This window comes from Mitsuaria sp. BK041, from assembly GCF_014193085.1.
In the GTDB taxonomy this organism is placed as follows: domain Bacteria; phylum Pseudomonadota; class Gammaproteobacteria; order Burkholderiales; family Burkholderiaceae_C; genus Roseateles.
The window spans coordinates 2,533,882-2,553,180 of the sequence record NZ_JACHYT010000001.1 but is presented as its reverse complement, the minus strand read 5'-3'; the positions used below and the strand labels follow the sequence as shown (position 1 = coordinate 2,553,180).

The following is a 19,299-nucleotide window of genomic DNA, read 5'->3' as shown; positions in this document are numbered from 1 at the left end:
TGGACCGGATGGTCCGGCCATGCCGGATCGTGAGAGCATCGCCGCATGAACCTGACCCAGCTGGAAACCTTCGTCCATGTCGCCGAACACGGCAGCTTCAGCAAGGCCGCGATGGTGCTTGGCGTGGCGCAGCCGGCCCTGAGCCGGCAGGTGCGGGCGCTGGAGACGGAGTTGCACGAGACCCTGCTGCTGCGCAACGGGCGCGGCGTGGCGCTGACCGAGGCGGGGCGGCGGCTGCTGCAGCACGGGCAGGACATCCTCAACCTGGTGAGCCACGCGAAGGACGACCTGCGCTCGCGCCGCAGCGAGCCGGTGGGGCAGATCACGATCGCGATGCCGCCGACGCTGGCGCGCTTGCACACGCTGGCGCTGATCCGGGCGTTCCAGGCGGAGATGCCGCAGGCGCGGCTGACGATCATGGAGGGTTTCTCGGTGCACCTGACCGAGTGGCTGCTGACCGGGCGCACCGACCTGGCGCTGGTCTACAACCCCGAGCCGCTGCCGGCGCTGGAGATCCTGCCGCTGCGCCGCGAGCGGCTGTGCCTGGTGAGCCCCAAGGACCAGGCGCCGGCGCGGCCGCCGACGCTGTCGCAGTTGTCCCGCTATCCGCTGGTGATGCCGCAGCGGGGGCATATCTTCCGCGCGCTGATGGAGCAGGCGGCGGCGATGGCGGGCGTGCAGCTGGACGTGCGCTGGGAAGTGGCCAGCGTGCCGGCGATCCTGGACTGCGTCGCGGCGGGCATCGGCCACGCGGCGCTCGGCGAGGACGCGCTGCAGATCTACGAGCGGCCGGAGCGTCTGGTCACGACGCCGTTCGCGCGGGCGGACATCCAGAGCACGCTCTGCCTGGTCACCCCGACCAGCAAGCGCGCGACGCCGCTGATGCAGCGCACGGCGGCGGTGCTCATGCGCATGGTGGGGGACGGCGCGCGGTGAGCCGGAAAGGGCAAGGCCCGAGCGGACAAGGAACGAGCGACGGCGCAGGCACAGCGGTTGCCACGCAAAGGCATCTGCCGGCGGCGCTCCCGGGCGCCGGCCGGGATCGATTCACAAGATGCCGGAGATCCGCATGATCAGCACCATCCTGCTTGTCGTCCTCATCCTGCTCCTGATCGGCGCGCTGCCCGCCTGGCCGCACAGCCGCGGATGGGGCTACTACCCCAGCGGCGGCCTGGGCCTGGTGGTGCTCATCCTGGTCATCCTGCTGCTGATGGGCTACATCTGACCGGTCGGTCAGCGGCCACCGGGGCGCTCACGCCCCGTCAGCGGGCCGGGCGCTCAGGCGCCCGTCCATGGCCTCAAGCGATCACGCGCCTAGCAGCGACTGGCCGCATACGCGCAGCACCTGGCCGGTCAGCGGATGCGCGGCGGGCGAGGCCAGGAAAGCGATCGCTTCGGCCACGTCCGCCGGCGTGCCGCCTTGCTTGAGCGCATTCAGGCGGCGCCCCGCTTCCCTCACCATCAGCGGCATGCGCCGTGTCATCGCGGTCTCGATGAATCCCGGCGCCACGGCGTTGATCGTGCCGCCGCGTCCGGCCAGGCCTTCGGCGCGCGCCGCGACGTAACCGATCAACGCGGCCTTCGACGCGCTGTAGTTGGTCTGCCCGGCGTTGCCGGCGATGCCGCTGATCGACGACAGGCAGACCTCGCGGACGCCCGCGTTCAGCAGGCCCGCTTCGTCCAGGCGCGCATCGATCGCCAGGATCGCCGCGAGGTTCACCGCCATCACGGCGTCCCATTCCGCCGTCGACATCCGCGCCAGCGTGCGGTCGCGGGTGATGCCGGCGTTGTGTACCAGCACGTCGACGCCACCGACCCGGCGCACGGCATCGACCAATTCGTCGACCGTGCCCGCCGCGGTCAGGTCCGCGGCCAGCAGCGGGCCGTCGAGCTCGCGCGCCAAGGCCTCCAGCGGCTGGCGCGCCGCCGGCACGTCGACACACAGCACCCGCATCCCGTCACGCGCCAGGCGGCGGGCGGTGGCGGCGCCGATCCCGCCCGCGGCGCCGGTCACCAGCGCCACCGGCTGCGGCCGGTCAGGCGCGGGCGCCGCCTCCTTGCGCCAGGCGAGCACCTGTCCGGAGACGTAGGCCGAGCGGTCCGTCGCGAAGAAGCGCAGCGCGCCCGCCAGCGATTCGGCCGACGCCGCGCCTTCGCCCAGCACCAGCGCGTTCGCGGTCGCGCCGCGGCGACCGATCTCCTTGGCCAGCGCGCGGATGAAACCCGACACCGCCTGCAGGCAGGCGGCTTCGGCCGCACTGGCCGCGCCGGAGGAGCTCAGCGCGAGGACCCGGCCGCCGGGCGCGAGCCGCGAGACGCCGAACTGCGCCTGCATGAACAGCGCCTGCAGCGCGGCGACATCGCGGCAGCCGGTGGCGTCGATGACCAACGCGCTCGCCGGCGCGTCGCCCGCCGCCGTGCCGCCTTGCGCGGCGATGGCCGCCAGCAGCGAGGGCATCGGCGCCACGCTCCCCGGCGCGATCACGCTCAGGAGACGTCCCGCCAGTTCCTGGTTCTGCCAGGCATCGTGGCGCCGCAGGAGCGGCACCGGCTGCGGCAGGCCGAGCGCGCGTGCGACGCGGCGACCCAGGGGATGTTGGACGAAGGAGAGCAGGCGATCGGTCATCGGGGCGAGGCGGGCGGGGAACTCGTCGAGGCGGACGGTGTCGACGCACGCGCGCCGGAGGGGGCCGCCTCGGGCCGGCGCGCAGTGTAGGCGGGCGGGCGCCGGCCGCCGGTCAAGGTGAACCCGATGCGCGTCTCCCCGTCGCCGGACCGCGCGAACGGTGCGCCGCCATGCATGCGCGCGATCGCGTCGACGATGGACAGCCCCAGGCCCAGATGCTCCCCGGATGGCCCGGCGCCGACCGCCTGCGACTCGCGCGAGGACTCCGCCCGATAGAAGCGGTCGAAGAGCCTCGGCAGGCGGGCCGCCGGAATCACCGGCCCGAGGTTGGCGACCCACAGCCGGCCGACACCGCCTCGAACCGGCTCGATGCCCACTCGCAGCGTGCTGCCCGGCGTCGCATAGCGGGTCGCGTTGTCGATCAGGTTGGACAGCGCGCGCTTGAGCAGCGCCGCATCGACCTCGGCCGCGCCGTCGCCCTCGATGCGCAGGGACAGTCCGGCTTCGTCGAGCGCGGCATCGTGATAGTCCGCCACCTCGCGCGCCAGCGCCGCCAGGCTGTCGACCGCTTGACGCCGCGCGCGCTGGCCGCCGTAAGCGCGGGACAGGAACAGCATGTCGCCCACGATGTCCTGCATGCGATGCAGTTCTTCGAGATGACCGCCCAGGCGATCCGCGACGGTCGGCGGCAAGCCGCCCTCGCGCAGGGTCAGCTCGGTGCCGGCGATCAGCGTCGCCAGCGGCGTGCGGAGTTCATGCGCGACGTTCGCGCTGAAGGCCTCGCGCTGCGCGCAGGAACGCCGCTGCCGCTCGAGCATCGCGGTCAACTGGTCCACGCGTTGCCGCAGGGCGCGCAGCAATCCGCCCGCGCTGCGCAACGATGACAAAACGGTCATCCGCATGTCCGCCTCGTGTCAGCGCGGGCTGCGTAGAGTCGATCCCAAGGCGTTTGAAAAGCGCGCCGACGCAGCGGGATCCGCTCCGCGGCAACGCGATGGGTCACGCGTGCTGGACCACTTTCAACCGAAGGAGTTTCACCATGCATCACTTCAAGAAGCTGTCGATTCCCCTGGGCGCCGCGGCCCTGGCCGCCGCACTGGCCGTGCCCGCATTCGCCCAGGTGGAGGAAGAGATCGTGTCCGGGCCCAAGTCCCGCGACCAGGTGATCGCGGAACTGGAGCAGGCCCGGGCGGACGGCACCCTGGCCCAGTTGCAGGGCGAGCACAGCTATGCGCCGGACTTCGATGAAGCCCGCGGCATGGACGTGCAGTACTCCAATCACCAAGCCGATGCCGATGTGACGGTGGGCATGTCGTCGGACACCAGCAGCGAAGTGCGCTTCTCCGCACCAGCTGCGGGCGGCAAGACACGTGCCCAGGTCATGGATGAGCTGGAACAGGCTCGCGCCGACGGGACGCTGGAGCGTCTGTGGAGCGAGCAGGGGTATGCGCCGGAGTTCGAGGCGGCGCGTTCGTCCACTCGCTGATCGCTCCCTCAGATCCCGCACCGGCCGTGACGATCCGCTCGTCGGGTCCGACCGGAACCGTGCTGGCCTGATGGACCGCAGGATGGACTTCGGATGACCCGACCCGTACCGAACGGTCATCCCACTTCGAGCAACGGGGTTCCCGCATGGGAACCCCGCTTTCGTTTCCGCACCGGAAATTCTGAGGCGCTCAGAACCGCCTGACGTCGAGGATGGCTTGCGCGAACGCCTTCGGCGCTTCCTGCGGCAGGTTGTGGCCGATGCCACCGCGCAGGTCGCGGTGCTCGTAACGCCCGCTGAACTTGGGCCGATAGGCGGCGGGCGACGGATGAGGCGCGCCATTGGCATCGCCCTCCAGCGTGATCGTCGGAATGCCGATCACCGGCGCCGCGCCGATGCGGGCCTCGATCGCATCGAAGCGCGGCTCGCCCTCGGCCAGGCCCAGGCGCCAGCGGTAGTTGTGCACGACGATGTCGACATGGTCCGGGTTGGAGAACGCGGCCGCGCTGCGCGCGAAGGTCGCGTCGTCGAAGCGCCATTGCGGCGAGGCCAGTTGCCAGATCAGCCGCGCGAAGGCCTCGCGGTGTTGCTGGTAGCCCAGGCGGCCGCGCTCGGTCGCGAAGTAGTACTGGTACCACCATTGCAGCTCGGCGGCCGGCGGCAGCGGCTGCTGGTTGGCCTGTCGGCTGACCAGCAGGTAGCCGCTGACGGACACCAGCGCCTCGCAGCGCTCCGGCCATAACGCGGCCAGGATGCCCGCCGCGCGCGCGCCCCAGTCGCAGCCGGCGACCAGCGCCTTCGGAATGCGCAGCGCGTCCAGCAAGGCGATGGCGTCGCTGGCCAGCGCGCCTTGCTGGCCGTTGCGAGGCGTGCCGGCCGACAGGAAGCGCGTCGTGCCGTAACCCCGCGCGTAGGGAACGATCACGCGATGTCCCGCCGCGGCCAGCAGGGGCGCGACCGCCTCGTAGGTATGGACGTCATACGGCCAGCCATGCAGCAGCAGTACCGGCGGGCCGTCGGCGGGGCCCGCTTCGACGTAGCCCACGCGCAGGTCGCCGGCGTCGATCTCCTTCAGGACGCCGAAGGCCGGCGAGATGGCGATCGGCGATCCGCTGGCGCCGGGTGCGTCACCCGCAGGGGCGGCGGTGGCGGCCCGGCTCAGGCCGGTCGGGAGGGCAGCGGCGGTGGCCGCGGAAGCGGCGCCGATCAGGAAGCGGCGGCGGGGCAGCGAGGCCTCGGTCATGTCGGTCTCCAGGGTGTGGTGGCGAAGGCCCCAGTGGACCGGGCGGATGTATCGCCGGCTTGTCGACTTGCCGGCCGCGGTGCATGCCGGTGTCGCCCGGGCGCCAGCAGATACAGCGGCATACAAACGCGTCGTCCGCTGCGATTCCTGACATCGGTCAATCCCGCCGCTGGCATGCAGGGCCTCGCGTTCCTAGCCTGCGCGGACCGGGCGCGCGGGGCGTCCGCGACCGGGGCAGGGCCCCAAGGAGGAGTCGATGAAGGACGTGTCGCTGGACGAGATCGTCTACTTTCCCTCGCTGCGGACGCAGCCGGCGGAACTGCTGGGGCTGCGCGAGCTCGATCGGGCGCGCAAGCGCCGCATGCTGCCCCTGCTCACGCTGACGCCGACGCCGCGGATGCCCGCCCTGGTGGATTTCCGCCATGCCGCCCGGCAGGCGGAAGAGGTGATGCGCTCGCTGCCCTACCTGGTGGACCTCGGCCGTGCGCCGTCCGAGCATGCCGCGGCCTGGCGGCAGCTGGTCGATCCGGCGCAGGGGTTCCGGCTCTGGCGCGAGTTCGTCCAGGACCATCCGGGCGCGCTGCCCGTGGTCCAGGCGCCCGACGGTGCCAACCCGCGCGCCGTCGCGCAGCAGGCGGTGGACATCGAGCGCGAGTTCGGCCTGGTCGTCTTCCGCCTGCGCGGCGCGGTGCCCTTGACGACTGGCGTCGAGCTGGCGCTGGACCAGCTCGACGCGCCCGGGCGGGCGCTGGTCGTCCTGGACTTCGGGACCGAGCGGGACTGGCTGCTGGGCTGCGCGGGCAACGCGCGTGACCTGGTGCTGCGCTGGCGGGCCAGATGGCCCGACCTGCGCGTCGTGGTGATGGGCAACAGCTTTCCGTCCGCGGCGCAGGCGCTGGGCCGCGCGCCGACCGGCGAGTTCCCGCGTTCGGGGCGCCTGGCCCTGCTCGAGCGGGAGTTGCACCGACGGGTGGGCGCCTCGGCGCGGGTCGCTTATGGCGACCACGGGTCGGTCCACGCGCCCAGCGAGCCTGGCGCCGAGTGGCCGCCGGGCCTGGTGCGGATCGATTACACGCGGCAGGGCGAATGGCGCTTCGAGCGACGACTGCGATCGACCGTCGACGAGGCCAGCCAGGAGGCGGCGTCGGCGATCGTCTCGGGCGCGCCGGGCTTCGGGGAACGCGGCCTCTGGGGTGAGCACGCGATCCAGGAGGCCGCGAACGGCCGGGCCTTCGCGCGCGGCCGGGAGGAGTGGACCGCCGTGCGTGTCAACCTGCATCTGGCGACGCAGGTCGACGAGATGATCGAGGAAGCGGCCGCCTATACTCGCGCCCCATGCGCCGCTGGTTCGCCGTCTTCCTGCTGATCCTGGTGCCGCTCCAGCTGAGCTGGGCGGTGGCGGCAACCTATTGCGGGCATGAGGAAGATCCCGCCGCCCGTCATGTCGGGCATCACGAGCATCGTCATGAGGGCGAGCATCGGTCCGGCTCCTCGCCGGAGGCCCCATCCGCCGACGCCGCCAAGGCCACCCATCCGCCGACGCCCTGCGTCGACGACGATTGCGGCTTCTGCCATCTGGGGCACACCCAGCCGGTGGCGAGCACGCCGCTGGAGCTGCCGGCCGTGAACGGGCCGATCGCTCGCGCCGCCGCGCCCGAGTCCTGGTCCTCGCGCGGCCCCGACCGCCGCGAACGCCCCAATTGGCGCACCGCCTGAGCGGCGGGCGCCTGCTCATTCCCTGATCCTCGACCGCCTCGGCCTGGCCGAGGCCTCGGGCGCTCGCCGATTCCCCGTTGATCCCTTTCCTGCCCGCCGCTCCACGCGGCGGCGGGCGCAACGCCGGAGTCTCCGATGCGCAAGTTCCTGGTGCCGCTGTGCAGCGCGGCACTGCTGTCCCTTCTTCCCCTGGCGAGCCGGGCCTCGTCCGGTCCGGCCACCGCCGGGCCCTCGTCCGATGCCGGATCCCCACCCCCAGTCGCCTCGCCACGGCCCGACACGCTCCAGCCGCTCTCGTTGGAGGCCGCCATCGAGCGTGCCCTGGGGGCGCACCCGCGGCTGCGCGCGGCCGCCTTCGACGTCGAGGCCGCCGACGGCGCGGTGCGGCAAGCGGCTCTGCCGCCCAATCCCACGTTGAGCCTCGAGCAGGAGGACACCCGGCGCGAGACCCGCACGGTCACCGTCCTGCTGAGCCAGCCGCTGGAGATCGGCGGCCAGCGCGCCGCCCGGACCGAATGGGCCCGGCGCGGTCGCGACCTGGCCCAGGCGGAACTCGACGCCGTGCGCGCCGAGCTGCGCGCCGAGGTGGTCCAGGCCTTCTTCGTCGCCTTGCTGGCCCAGGAGCGCCTGCAGAGCGCCGAGGAGTCGCTGCGCATCGCCGGCGACGGCGCCGGTGCGACCGCGCGCCGCGTGGCGGCCGGCAAGCTGTCGCCGATCGACGAGACCCGCGCCCGGGTCGCGGTGTCGACGGCGCGGATCGAATGGCGCCAGGCGCAGGCCGAGCAGCTCGCTTCGCGGCATGCGCTGGCGGCCGCCATCGGCGTGGAGGAATCCACGATCGGCGCGCTCGACGGTCGCGCGGACGCGCTGCCGCCGTTGCCCGACGCGGCCGAGGTCGGCCGGCGGCTGGCCGATGCGCCGGCGCTTCGCCGGGCTCGGCTGGACGTCGAGCAGGCCCAGGCTGCCTATGACCTGACGCGCACCCAGCGCATCCCCGACCTGACGGTGAGCCTGGGCGCGAAGCGCTCGCAGGAAATCGGTCGCAGCCAGGCCGTCATCGGGGTGTCGCTGCCGCTGCCGCTGTTCGATCGCAACCAGGGCGCGCAACGCGAGGCCCTCAAGCGCCGGCAGGCGGCCGAGCAGCGCGCCGAGGCCGAATCGCAGCGCCTGCGGGCCGAGGTGCTGGCCGCCGCCGACGAACTGCGGGCCCGGGCCGACGAGGTCCAGGCGCTGCGCCGCGAGGTGCTGCCCGGCGCGCGTGAGGCCTACACCGCCGCGAGCCGCGGCTTCGAGCTTGGCAAGTTCGGTTTCCTGGACGTGCTCGACGCGCAGCGCACCTGGCTGCAGGGGCGGACGCAGCTCCTGGACGCGCTGGCCAAGGCCTATCGCGCCCAGGCCGACCTCGACCGGCGCCTCGGCGCCCCCGCCCAGCAACCGTGAGAACGACGATGAATTTCAACAAGCAAGACGACAAGACCGCCTCGGGCCACGCGCTGCCAAAGCGGCAACGGATCGCGATCGCGGTGCTGCTGGCCATCGGCCTGGGCGGCGGCGCCGCGATCCTGGCCTCGGGGCCCGCTTCCTCGCCCAAGGGCCACGGCGAGCACGCCGAGGACGGACACGATGACCACGGCCATGACGAGGCGCCGGGTGCGCGGCCCGCTGCGGCGAAGGATGAGCACGGGCATGCGGGCGCGGCCGCAGCGCCCGAGACCGTCGCCATGAGCGAGGCGCAGGTCCAGGCCGCGGCGATCACGCTCGAGGCCGCCGGACCGGCGAGCCTGCGCGCGACCACCCGCCTGCCGGGCGAGATCGGCTTCAACGAGGACCGCACCGCGCATGTGGTGCCGCGCGTGGCCGGGGTCGTCGAGGCGGTGCCGGCGGCGCTCGGCCAGGCGGTGCGCAAGGGCGAGCTGATGGCGGTCATCGCCAGCGCGCAGGTGTCGGACCAGCGCAGCGAGTGGCTCGCCGCGCAGAAGCGGCTGCAGCTGGCGCGCACGACCTTCGAGCGCGAACGCCAGCTGTGGGAGGAGAAGATCTCGCCCCGCCAGGACGTCGACGTGGCCGAGCAGGCGCTGCGCGAGGCGGAGATCGCGGTCGCCAACGCGCGCCAGAAGCTGCAGGCCGTGGGCGCGTCGCCCACCGGCGGCGCGCTCAACCGCTTCGAATTGCGCGCGCCTTTCGATGGCGTCGTCGTCGAGAAGCACCTCGCGCTGGGCGAGCAGGTCAAGGAGGACGCCAGCGCCTTCGTGCTGTCGGACCTGCGCACCGTCTGGGCGCGGATCGACGTGCCCGCCGCCGACCTGGCCAAGGTGCGCGTGGGGGCGCGCGCGGTGGTGCGCGCCACCGCCTTCGAGCAGTCGGCGCCGGGCACGGTCACCTACGTCGGCGCGCTGATCGGCGGGCAGACCCGCACGGCGCAGGCGCGGATCGCGTTGTCGAACCCGGACGGCGCCTGGCGACCCGGCCTGTTCGTCGACGTGGACCTGGTGACCGGCGAGACGTCGGCGCCGGTGACCGTGCCGGCGGAGGCGGTGCAGATCGTCGAGGACCGGCCGGTCGTCTTCGTGCGAGTGGCCGATGGCTTCGCCGCGCAGCCGGTGAAGACCGGTCGCACCGATGGGCAGCGCACCGAGGTCCTCGAGGGCCTGAAGCCCGGCACACGGGTCGCGACGCGCAATGCCTTCGTCATCAAGTCCGAGGCCGGCAAGGGCTCGGCGACCCATTCGCACTGACGGAGGCGGCATGTTCGAACGCATCATCCGATTCGCCATCGAGCACCGCTGGCTGGTGCTGCTGGCCGTGCTGGGCATGGCGGCGCTGGGGGTCTTCAGCTACCAGAAGCTGCCGATCGACGCCGTGCCCGACATCACCAACGTCCAGGTGCAGATCAACACCGGCGCGCCGGGCTATTCGCCGCTGGAGACCGAGCAGCGCGTGACCTTCCCGGTGGAGACCGCGATGGCCGGGCTGCCGGGGCTGAAGCAGACCCGCTCGCTGTCCCGCTACGGGCTGTCGCAGGTCACGGTGATCTTCCGCGACGGCACCGACATCCACTTCGCGCGGCAGCTGGTCAACGAGCGGCTGCAGGCCGCGCGCGAGCAGCTGCCCGACGGGCTGACGCCGGCGATGGGGCCGGTGTCCACCGGCCTGGGCGAGATCTACCAGTGGACCCTCGAGGCCGAGGAGGGCGCGCGCAAGGCCGACGGCACGCCCTACACGCCGACCGACCTGCGCGAACTGCAGGACTGGGTCGTCAAGCCGCAGCTGCGCACGGTGCCGGGCGTGACCGAGGTCAACACGATCGGCGGCTTCGCGAAGGAGTTCGAGATCGCGCCCGATCCCGGCCGGCTGTCCTCGCATGGGCTGACGCTGGCGGATGTGGTGGCGGCGCTGGAGCGCAACAACGCCAATGTCGGCGCGGGCTACATCGAGCGGCGCGGCGAGCAGTACCTGATCCGCGCCCCCGGCCAGCTGCGCGGCCTGGCCGACATCGGCCAGGTCGTGCTGCGCAGCGACGGCGGCGTGCCGGTGCGGGTGCGCGACGTGGCGCAGGTGGGCATCGGCAAGGAGTTGCGCGGCGGCGCCGCGACCGACAACGGCCGCGAGGTGGTGCTGGGCACCGTGTTCATGCTGAGCGGCGAGAACAGCCGCAGCGTCGCGCAGGCGGTGGACCGCAAGATGAAGGCGGTCGCCACCACGCTGCCCAAGGGCGTGCAGGTGGTCACCGTCTACGACCGCACGGTGCTGGTGGACAAGGCCATCGCCACGGTGAGGAAGAACCTGGTCGAAGGCGCGGTGCTGGTGATCGCGGTGCTGTTCCTGTTCCTGGGCAACCTGCGCGCGGCGGTGCTGACGGCGATGGTCATCCCGCTGTCGATGCTGTTCACCTTCAGCGGCATGGTCAGCCAGAAGGTCAGCGCCAACCTGATGAGCCTGGGCGCCCTGGACTTCGGGATCATCGTGGACGGGGCGGTCGTCATCGTCGAGAACTGCGTGCGGCGGCTGGCGCATGCCCAGGCGCGGCTGGGCCGGCCGCTGACGCGTGGCGAGCGCTTCCATGAAGTCTTCGCCGCGGCGCAGGAGGCGCGCCGGCCGCTGCTGTTCGGGCAGTTGATCATCATGGTGGTGTACCTGCCGATCTTCGCGCTCACCGGCGTGGAGGGCCGCATGTTCCATCCGATGGCGGTGACGGTGGTGCTGGCGCTGCTGGGCGCGATGATCCTGTCGATCACCTTCGTGCCGGCGGCGGTGGCGCTGTTCATCGGCGACAAGGTCCAGGAGAAGGAGAGCCGCCTGATGGCCTGGGCGCATCGCGCCTACGAGCCGCTGCTGGGCCGCGCGATGGCGGCGCGGCCGGTGGTCATCACCGGCGCGGTCGTGGCCGTGGTGCTGTCCGCGCTGCTGGCGACGCGGCTGGGCAGCGAGTTCGTGCCCAGCCTGGACGAGGGCGACTTCGCCGTGCAGGCGCTGCGGCTGCCGGGCACCAGCCTGACGCAATCGGTGGCGATGCAGCGGCAGCTGGAGGCGCGGCTCAAGCAGAAGTTCCCGGAGATCGAGCGGGTGTTCTCGCGCACCGGCACGGCCGAGATCGCGGCGGACCCGATGCCGCCCAACATCTCCGATGCCTACGTGATGCTCAAGCCGCGCGACCAGTGGCCCGAGCCCCGGCGCACGCGCGAGGCGCTGATCGAAGCCGTGCAGGCGGAACTGGCCACGCTGCCGGGGCAGAACTACGAGTTCTCGCAACCGATCCAGCTGCGTTTCAACGAGCTGATCTCGGGCGTGCGCTCGGACGTGGCGGTGAAGGTCTTCGGCGACGACATGGCGCAGCTGGACGCGGCGGCGGCGCGCGTCGCCACGGTGCTGGGCGGGATCGAGGGCGCGACGCAGGTCAACGTCGAGCAGACGACCGGCCTGCCGGTGCTCACGGTGGACATCGACCGCCAGCAGGTCGCGCGGCACGGGCTGAACCTGCTGGACGTGCAGGAGCTGGTGGCCACGGCCACCGGCGGCGCGACCGCGGGGACGCTGTTCGAGGGCGACCGGCGCTTCCCGGTCGTGGTGCGCCTGCCCGAGGCGCTGCGCACCGACCTGTCGGCGATCGAGCGGCTGCCGGTGCCGCTGCCCAAGGGCGCGGACGGCGCGGTGCGTTTCCTGCCGCTGTCGGCGCTGGCGAAGTTGTCGCTGGCGCCGGGGCCGAACCAGGTCAGCCGCGAGGACGGCAAGCGCCGGGTGGTGGTCAGCGCCAATGTGCGCGGCCGCGACCTCGGTTCCTTCGTCGCGCAGGCGCAGCGGGCGGTGAGCGAGCAGGTGGTGCTGCCGTCCGGCTACTGGCTCGGCTGGGGCGGGCAGTTCGAGAACCTGCAGTCCGCCAGCGAGCGGCTGCGCGTGGTGGTGCCGGTGGCGCTGGGGCTGGTCTTCGCCTTGCTGTTCGCGATGTTCGGCAATGCGCGGGACGGCCTGCTGGTGTTCTCGGGCATTCCCTTCGCGCTGACCGGGGGCGTGCTGGCGCTGTGGTTGCGGGGGATCCCGCTGTCGATCTCGGCGGCGGTGGGCTTCATCGCGCTCAGCGGCGTGGCGGTGCTCAACGGGTTGGTGATGATCGCCTTCATCCGGCAGTTGCGGGAGCAGGGCCGGCCGCTGGACGCGGCCATCCACGAAGGCGCGCTGACGCGCCTGCGGCCGGTGCTGATGACGGCGCTGGTGGCCTCGCTGGGCTTCGTGCCGATGGCGCTGGCCACGGGCACCGGGGCGGAGGTGCAGCGGCCGCTGGCGACGGTGGTGATCGGCGGCATCCTGTCGTCGACGGCGCTGACCCTGCTGGTGCTGCCGGTGCTGTACCGGTGGGCCTACCGGCGCGATGAGCCGGCGCCGGCGCAGGCGCCCGAGCTGCTTGATCGGGGTCCGACGCGGGACCCGGTGGCTTCCTGAGGCCGGCGCTCCGACCCGGGCGTCGGGAGACGACCCGGGTGGCGGCGCGCTGCCCCGCATCGGAGGCAGTGCGCTGCCTTGTCGAAGTCGGCGTGAGGCGATCTCGACACATGAGGGCCATGGAGTTGCACGGGCCGTCTTCTTAGAGTGGGCAGCTCACTTAGCAAGGAGAGGGCCATGCCCATTTCGACGATGTCCGCGAACGGACGCCTGACGGTCCCCCGGGAGATTCGTCAGGCGGTGAATGCCAAGCCGGGAACCGAGTTCCTCTGGGTCCTGATGAGGGACGGGACCATCCAGGTGGTTGCCAGGACGGTGACGTTCGAAGAGCTCGCCGGCATGCTGAAGCCCGCACCCGGCATCAGCGTGTCCGTGGAAGACATGAACCCGTTCCGATGATGTGTGCGGTCGACACGAACATTCTGATCCGGCTGATGCTGGCCGGCGCTGAACTCATGCGCTGAGGCCGCCAGGAGACTCAGGTGCCGATGACCCGCATGGAGATGAATGGCCGGATCCTCGTCCCGAAGGAGATCCGCAAGGCCACGGGAGCGAAGCTGGACACGCGGTTCTTCTGGGAATTGCTGGAAGACGGGAGCGTGCGCGTGACCGTCAAAGCCGCTCCCGCGGCCGTGGTCGTGGAGCCATGGCCCAGGCGCGATGAGTCGTCGCATGACGAAAGAGACGACAACCTACCCGCCGCGCTGTGATCTATGGGGTCATCGACGACCGCACCGCGTGCGGTCGTCCGTTTGACGAGCCCCGGCTCAGCCAGCGGCGAAGCGATGCAGCGTCACGCTGCGATAGACCTCGCCCGGTCGCAGGACCGTGGACGGCCAGTCGGGGCTCGCCGCTCGGTTCGGCGAGTCCGGGTGGTGCTGCGTCTCCAGGCAGAGGCCATCTCCCTGCCGATAGAAGGCGCCTTCGCTGCCGAGCAGGCTGCCGTCCAGGAAGTTGCCGGAGTAGAACTGCATCGCCGGCTCGGTGGTCAGGACCTCCATGCTTCGGCCCGAGACGGGATCGCGCAGCCGCGCCGCCAAATGCAGTCGACCATCGAAGGGCGCGTCCAGCACCCAGTTGTGGTCGTAGCCCTTGCCGCGCTGCAACTGCGGATGCGCCTGGCGCAGCCGCGACTCGATCACCCGCGGTTCACGGAAGTCGAAGGGCGTGCCGGCCACCGGCGCGATCGCGGTCGGAATCAGCGCTTCGTCCACCTCGCAATAGCGGCTGCCAAAGATCTGCAGTTCATGGCCCAGCACCGACCCGCGACCCGCCAGGTTGAAGTAGTCGTGATGCGTCAGGTTGACCACCGTCGGCGCATCGGTCGTGGCTTCGTACTCGATGGCCCAGCCCATCTCGTCATCGAGCCGGTAACGCACCACCGCCCGCAGCCGGCCCGGGAAGCCCTGGTCGCCCGCCGGGCTGTCGAGTTCCAGCCGCAGGCAGCTGTCGCTCTCGGCCTCCGCCCGCCACAGCAGGTGGCCGAATCCGCGCGGGCCGCCGTGCAGGCAGTTGCCGCCGTCGTTGGCCACCAGTGCGTGGCGTTCGCCGTCCAGCCGGAAGGTGGCGCCCGCGATGCGGTTGCCATACCGGCCGACGATCACGCCGAAATGCGGATTGCGCAGCACGTAGTCCTCGAGCGTCGGCAGGCCCAGCACCACGTTGGCCGATTCGCCCCGCGCATCCGGCACCTCCAGCCGCGTGACGATGCCCCCATGGGTGATCGCCGACAGCCGCAGGCCGCGCCCGTTGTCCATCGTGAACTCATGCACCGGCCGGCCGTCGGGCAGGTGGCCGTAGACCCGCTGTTGAATCGCTGTCATCGTGTGTTGAACCGGTGAGGAACCTGGCCGCGATGGCCGTGTGGATCGAGCTCGAACAGCGCGCCGGCCAGCGGCTCGTGTTCGCATTGCCGGCGCGCGGTCGTGACGAAGAGCCGGTCCAGCGCCGGCCCGCCGAACACCGGACAGGTCGGCTGCGAGGCCGGCACGGACAGGCGCAGTGTCTCGCGGCCCTGCGCGTCGAAACGGATCACCACGCCATCGCCCCAGATGGCCGACCACAGGCCGCCGTCGGCATCGACCGCCGCGCCGTCCGGCTCGCCGCCGTCCATGGGCAACTGCGCGAAGACGCGGCGCTCCCCGAGCCGCCCGTCGGCGTGGTAGTCCATCGCCCAGATCGTGCGGGTGGGGGAGTCGGTGTAGTACAGCGTGCCGCCGTCGGGACTGAAGTTCAGCGAGTTGCCGACGATCCCCGGCGGCAGCGGCAAGCGCTCGATGGCCAGGCCGCGGCCGATGCCGACGCCCGCCATGGCCGCGCGGTAATAACCGCCCACCGCCGCGCCGTGCGGGTTGAACATGCCGAACACGAAACGCCCCTGCGGATCGCAGCGGCCGTCGTTGATGCGGGTGCGCGGCTCATCGGCCTCGACCGGCGTCAGCGGCCCGACCTCGCCGGTGGCCAGGTCGAACATCGCCACGCCCGAGGCCAGCCCCAGCAGCAGCTGCCCCGGCTGGTCGCACAGCGCGAAGCTGCCCAGCGGCTCCGGCATCGGCCATTCGGTGATCTCGCCGGCCAGCGCCGGTCCGCCGGCCTCGCGGGTGGGCGAGGCCTCGGCCCGCCAGCGGAAGAGCCGATGGCTGTCGATGTCGGTCCAGTACAGCGCCTGCCCGCGCTCGCACCACAGCGCGCATTCGCCGAGCCGGTCCCGCCCGTCCACATGCACGCGGGCCGCTTCCGCCGCTTCAGCCGCGCCGCGCGCGGCGGCGGCCGGCGATGCCCGCCCGGCGCTCATGCCCAGCCCCCGTCGACGATGTAGTCCTGCGCGCTGCACATCGCGCTGTCGTCCGCCGCCAGGAACAGCGCCATCGCCGCGACATGGTCCGGCATCAGCGGCTGCTTCAGGCACTGGTTGGCGTCGATCTCCTTCTTGGTCTCGTCGTTGACCCAGAGCTTGAGCTGTTTCTCGGTCATCACCCAGCCCGGCACCAGCGTGTTGACGCGGATGTTGAAGGGCCCGAGGTCGCGCGCCAGCGAGCGCGTCAGCCCCTGCACGCCGGCCTTGGAGGTCGTGTACGCCGCCATGCCGCCCTGCATCAGCATCCAGCTGAAGGAACCGAAGTTGATGATCGAGCCGCCGCCCAGCGCCTTCATGTCCGGCGCCACCGCCTGCGCGGCGAAGAACTGGTGCTTGATGTTGACGGCCATCGCCTGGTCCCAGAACTCGGGCGTGACGTCCTCCAGCGGATGGCGCTTGTCGTTGGCGGCATTGTTCAGCAGCACCTTGAACGGGCCGCCGAGCTGCTCGCGCAGCGTCGCGATCGCGGCGCGCAGCTGCGCGATGTCGGTCAGGTCGGCCGCGACGAAGGCGCAACCCGGCAGCCGTGCCGCGAGCTCGTGCCCGGCGTCCGCGGCGATGTCGATGAATCCCACCCGCGCGCCCTGGGCGGCGAAGCGCTCGACCAGCGTCGCGCCGATGCCGGTCGCGCCGCCGGTGATGAGCACGCGCTGCTCGCGCAGGCTGGGATAGAGGGCGCTGGTCATGGTGTCTCCGTCGTTGTCGGACGCGAGTGTCGCGCCCTTGTGGGTGTGTCGTGGTGCTGATTCTATAAGTCTGACTATTTGAGAAGTGAAGAAGCCATGAATGAGGGTTTGCACCGATACGTGAATCAATAAAGTAATACTTTAATTCGATCCAACAAGAATCACCGATCCTCTGGAGACAAGATGAGCCTGCGCTTCCCCCGGCCCTACAAGGGCGTGTTCCCGGTCGTGCCCACGACCTTCAACGCCCAGGGCGGCCTCGACCTGGAAAGCCAGAAGCGCTGCATCGACTTCATGATCGATGCCGGCTCCACCGGCCTGTGCATCCTGGCGAATTTCTCCGAGCAGTTCGTGCTCGGCGACGACGAGCGCGCGGTGCTGACGCGCACGATCCTGGAGCACGTCGCCGGTCGCGTGCCGGTCATCGTGACCACCACCCACTACAGCACGCAGATCTGCGCCGAGCGCAGCCGCCTGGCGCAGGAGATGGGCGCGGCGATGGTGATGGTGATGCCGCCGTACCACGGCGCGACGCTGCGGGTGGGCGAGGCCGGCATCTTCGAGTTCTACGCGCGCCTGTCCGATGCGATCGACATCCCCGTCATGATCCAGGACGCGCCGATGTCGGGCACGCCGCTGCCGGCGCCGTTCCTGGCGCGCATGGCCAAGGAGATCGAGCAGGTCCGCTACTTCAAGATCGAGACCGCCGGCGCCGCCAGCAAGCTGCGCGAGCTGATCGCGCTGGGTGGCGAGGCCATCGAGGGCCCCTGGGACGGCGAGGAGGCGATCACGCTGCTGGCCGACCTGGATGCCGGCGCCACCGGCGCGATGACCGGCGGTGCCTATCCGGACGGCATCCGTCGCATCGTCGACGCCTACGCCGCCGGTGACCGCGAGACCGCCGTGGCCGAGTACGGCCGCTGGCTGCCGCTGATCAACTACGAGAACCGCCAGGGCGGCATCCTGACCGCCAAGGCGCTGATGAAAGAGGGCGGCGTGATCGAATGCGACGCGCCGCGCCATCCGTTCCCGACGATGAACCCGCAGGTGCGGGCCGGCCTGCTCGACGCCGCGCGGCGGCTCGATCCGCTGGTGCTGCGCTGGGGCCGCTGAGTCCCGCCTTCTTCTTCCTCACTTCCAGACCCGCCGAGACCCGACCAGAGCCGCCCAGAGGCGCGTAAGGCCGCGGGCGACGCCGGGTCAGCAAGGACCGTCATGAGCGCCATCCCTGAATTCAAGAACTACATCGCCGGCGAATGGGTCGCCGGCGTGGACCAGCGGCCCAACATCAATCCGTCGGACACCAGCGACGTGATCGGGCTGTACGCGCAGGCCGACGCCGCGCAGACCGAGGCCGCCATCGCCGCGGCGCAGGCCGCGTTCCCCGCATGGGCGGCGAGCACGCCGCAGCAGCGCTTCGACGTGCTGGACGCGGTCGGCAACGAGCTGCTGGCGCGCCGCGAGGAGATCGGCCGGCTGCTGTCGCGCGAGGAAGGCAAGACGCTGCCCGAGGGCATGGGCGAGACGCACCGCGCCGCGATGATCTTCAAGTTCTTCGCCGCCGAGGCGCTGCGCTGCGGCGGCGAGACGGTGGCCTCGGTGCGTCCCGGCGTGTCGGTGGACGTGCTGCGCCAGCCCGTGGGCGTCGTCGGCCTGATCGCGCCGTGGAACTTCCCGATCGCGATCCCCGCCTGGAAGATCGCGCCGGCGCTGGCCTACGGCAACACGGTGGTCTTCAAGCCGGCGGAGCTGGTGCCGGGCTGCGGCTGGACGCTGGCGGACATCCTGTCGCGCACCGCGCTGCCCAAGGGCGTCTTCAACCTGGTGATGGGCGCGGGCTCGCAGGTCGGGCAGACGCTGGTCGACTCGCCGCGCGTCAAGGCCATCAGCTTCACCGGCTCGGTGGGCACCGGCCGCCGCATCATCGCCGCCTGCGCTGCGCGCCAGGCCAAGGTGCAGGCCGAGATGGGCGGCAAGAATCCGCTGGTCGTGCTCGACGACGCCGACCTGGACGTGGCCGTGAACTCGGCCGTGCAGAGCGCCTTCTTCTCGACCGGCCAGCGCTGCACCGCGTCGAGCCGCATCCTCGTCACCGAGGGCATCCACGACCGCTTCGTCGAGGCGGTCGTCGCCAAGCTGGGCACGCTGAAGATCGACCACGCGCTCAAGGCCGGCACCGACATCGGCCCGGTGGTCGACCAGCGTCAGCTCGAGCAGAACCTGCGCTACGTCGACATCGCGCAGCGGGAGGGCGGCACGCTCGCCTTCGGCGGCGATGTGGTCGAGCGCGAGACGAAGGGCTTCTACCAGCGCCCGGCGCTGATCACCGGCACGACCAACGCGATGACGATCAGTCGCGAGGAAGTCTTCGGCCCGGTGGCCAACGTCGTGCGGGTGCGCGACTACGACGAGGCGTTGGCGCTGGCCAACGACACCGAGTTCGGCCTGTCCGCCGGCATCTGCACCCGGTCGCTGAAGCATGCGAGCCACTTCAAGCTGCATGCGCAGGCCGGGATGGTGATGGTCAACCTGCCGACCGCCGGCGTCGATTACCACGTGCCTTTCGGCGGCACGAAGGGCTCGAGCTATGGGCCGCGCGAGCAGGGCGCCCATGCCCGCGAGTTCTACACGACGGTCAAGACCGCCTACACCTTCGCCGGCTGACCATGCAAGGCGCGCAGCCCCGTCATCGTCCGCATCGACCTGCGCGTCGGGCTTCGCTCGCGCAGGCGGCCAGCGTTGCGCTGACGG

Annotated in this window: 18 protein-coding genes; 12 read left to right on the top strand and 6 right to left on the bottom strand. The window is 71.6% G+C overall.

The window, feature by feature from the left end; translation table 11 throughout:
• The first annotated feature begins 45 nt into the window (after positions 1 to 45).
• Both FHT38_RS10780 and FHT38_RS10775 read left to right on the top strand, forming a co-directional pair.
• Positions 46 to 936, top strand: coding sequence for a LysR family transcriptional regulator (locus FHT38_RS10780; RefSeq protein WP_183491755.1), 891 nt, complete (start codon positions 46 to 48; stop codon positions 934 to 936).
• 133 nt (positions 937 to 1,069) lie between these two features.
• The gene (locus tag FHT38_RS10775; protein ID WP_091725332.1) at positions 1,070 to 1,225 is read left to right on the top strand and encodes a DUF3309 family protein; all 156 of its coding nucleotides are present in this window, start codon (positions 1,070 to 1,072) and stop codon (positions 1,223 to 1,225) included.
• A gap of 81 nt (positions 1,226 to 1,306) precedes the next feature.
• On the opposite strand, the gene FHT38_RS10770 is transcribed toward FHT38_RS10775, so the two are convergent.
• Positions 1,307 to 2,626 carry a 3-oxoacyl-ACP reductase gene (locus FHT38_RS10770; RefSeq protein ID WP_183491754.1) on the bottom strand — a complete coding sequence of 440 codons (1,320 nt, stop codon included), beginning with the start codon at positions 2,624 to 2,626 and terminating at the stop codon, positions 1,307 to 1,309.
• A complete protein-coding gene (locus tag FHT38_RS10765) occupies positions 2,623 to 3,528 on the bottom strand; it encodes an ATP-binding protein (protein ID WP_183491753.1) in 906 nt (301 codons plus the stop codon). Before FHT38_RS10765 ends, FHT38_RS10770 begins: the two co-directional genes overlap by 4 nt.
• Positions 3,529 to 3,665: 137 nt before the next feature.
• Here FHT38_RS10765 and FHT38_RS10760 point away from each other — a divergent pair, with 137 nt between their 5' ends.
• The gene (locus tag FHT38_RS10760; protein WP_175538280.1) at positions 3,666 to 4,112 is read left to right on the top strand and encodes a DUF4148 domain-containing protein; all 447 of its coding nucleotides are present in this window, start codon (positions 3,666 to 3,668) and stop codon (positions 4,110 to 4,112) included.
• Positions 4,113 to 4,302: 190 nt separating this feature from the next.
• On the opposite strand, the gene FHT38_RS10755 is transcribed toward FHT38_RS10760, so the two are convergent.
• Positions 4,303 to 5,355, bottom strand: a complete 1,053-nt coding sequence (locus FHT38_RS10755; protein WP_183491752.1) for an alpha/beta fold hydrolase — start codon at positions 5,353 to 5,355, stop codon at positions 4,303 to 4,305.
• 256 nt (positions 5,356 to 5,611) lie between these two features.
• On the opposite strand from FHT38_RS10755, the gene FHT38_RS10750 reads away from it, so the two are divergent.
• The 7 genes from FHT38_RS10750 (at position 5,612) to FHT38_RS10720 (ending at position 13,715) form a co-directional block, all read left to right on the top strand.
• Positions 5,612 to 6,721, top strand: coding sequence for a beta family protein (locus tag FHT38_RS10750; protein ID WP_183491751.1), 1,110 nt, complete (start codon positions 5,612 to 5,614; stop codon positions 6,719 to 6,721).
• Positions 6,691 to 7,071: a DUF2946 family protein gene (locus FHT38_RS10745; RefSeq protein WP_091724738.1), complete on the top strand. Its 381-nt coding sequence runs from the start codon at positions 6,691 to 6,693 to the stop codon at positions 7,069 to 7,071. Before FHT38_RS10750 ends, FHT38_RS10745 begins: the two co-directional genes overlap by 31 nt.
• Positions 7,072 to 7,206: 135 nt before the next feature.
• The gene (locus FHT38_RS10740; protein ID WP_183491750.1) at positions 7,207 to 8,511 is read left to right on the top strand and encodes a TolC family protein; all 1,305 of its coding nucleotides are present in this window, start codon (positions 7,207 to 7,209) and stop codon (positions 8,509 to 8,511) included.
• A gap of 8 nt (positions 8,512 to 8,519) precedes the next feature.
• On the top strand, positions 8,520 to 9,806 hold the full coding sequence (locus FHT38_RS10735; protein WP_183491749.1) for an efflux RND transporter periplasmic adaptor subunit: 1,287 nt from the start codon (positions 8,520 to 8,522) through the stop codon (positions 9,804 to 9,806).
• A gap of 10 nt (positions 9,807 to 9,816) precedes the next feature.
• Complete coding sequence (locus FHT38_RS10730; protein ID WP_183491748.1) at positions 9,817 to 13,005, top strand: efflux RND transporter permease subunit; 3,189 nt, start codon at positions 9,817 to 9,819, stop codon at positions 13,003 to 13,005.
• Between the two features lie 177 nt (positions 13,006 to 13,182).
• Positions 13,183 to 13,404, top strand: coding sequence for an AbrB/MazE/SpoVT family DNA-binding domain-containing protein (locus tag FHT38_RS10725; protein ID WP_091724734.1), 222 nt, complete (start codon positions 13,183 to 13,185; stop codon positions 13,402 to 13,404).
• Positions 13,405 to 13,487: 83 nt separating this feature from the next.
• Positions 13,488 to 13,715 carry a hypothetical protein gene (locus FHT38_RS10720; protein WP_183491747.1) on the top strand — a complete coding sequence of 76 codons (228 nt, stop codon included), beginning with the start codon at positions 13,488 to 13,490 and terminating at the stop codon, positions 13,713 to 13,715.
• A 57-nt stretch (positions 13,716 to 13,772) separates the two neighbouring features.
• Here the strand turns inward: FHT38_RS10720 and FHT38_RS10715 are convergent, their stop codons facing one another.
• Genes FHT38_RS10715 through FHT38_RS10705 form a run of 3 tightly spaced genes read right to left on the bottom strand, consistent with a single transcriptional unit; the run spans position 13,773 to position 16,548 of the window.
• Positions 13,773 to 14,828 carry an aldose epimerase family protein gene (locus FHT38_RS10715; RefSeq protein WP_183491746.1) on the bottom strand — a complete coding sequence of 352 codons (1,056 nt, stop codon included), beginning with the start codon at positions 14,826 to 14,828 and terminating at the stop codon, positions 13,773 to 13,775.
• Complete coding sequence (locus FHT38_RS10710) at positions 14,825 to 15,799, bottom strand: SMP-30/gluconolactonase/LRE family protein (protein ID WP_183491745.1); 975 nt, start codon at positions 15,797 to 15,799, stop codon at positions 14,825 to 14,827. Before FHT38_RS10710 ends, FHT38_RS10715 begins: the two co-directional genes overlap by 4 nt.
• Entirely contained in the window at positions 15,796 to 16,548 is a 753-nt protein-coding gene (locus tag FHT38_RS10705; protein ID WP_183491744.1) for an SDR family NAD(P)-dependent oxidoreductase, read from the bottom strand. The genes FHT38_RS10710 and FHT38_RS10705 overlap by 4 nt, the downstream gene beginning before the upstream one ends.
• A gap of 183 nt (positions 16,549 to 16,731) precedes the next feature.
• Here FHT38_RS10705 and FHT38_RS10700 point away from each other — a divergent pair, with 183 nt between their 5' ends.
• Positions 16,732 to 17,661, top strand: a complete 930-nt coding sequence (locus FHT38_RS10700) for a dihydrodipicolinate synthase family protein (RefSeq protein ID WP_183491743.1) — start codon at positions 16,732 to 16,734, stop codon at positions 17,659 to 17,661.
• Positions 17,662 to 17,763: 102 nt separating this feature from the next.
• Positions 17,764 to 19,212, top strand: a complete 1,449-nt coding sequence (locus FHT38_RS10695; protein ID WP_183491742.1) for an aldehyde dehydrogenase family protein — start codon at positions 17,764 to 17,766, stop codon at positions 19,210 to 19,212.
• Positions 19,213 to 19,299: the final 87 nt, after the last annotated feature.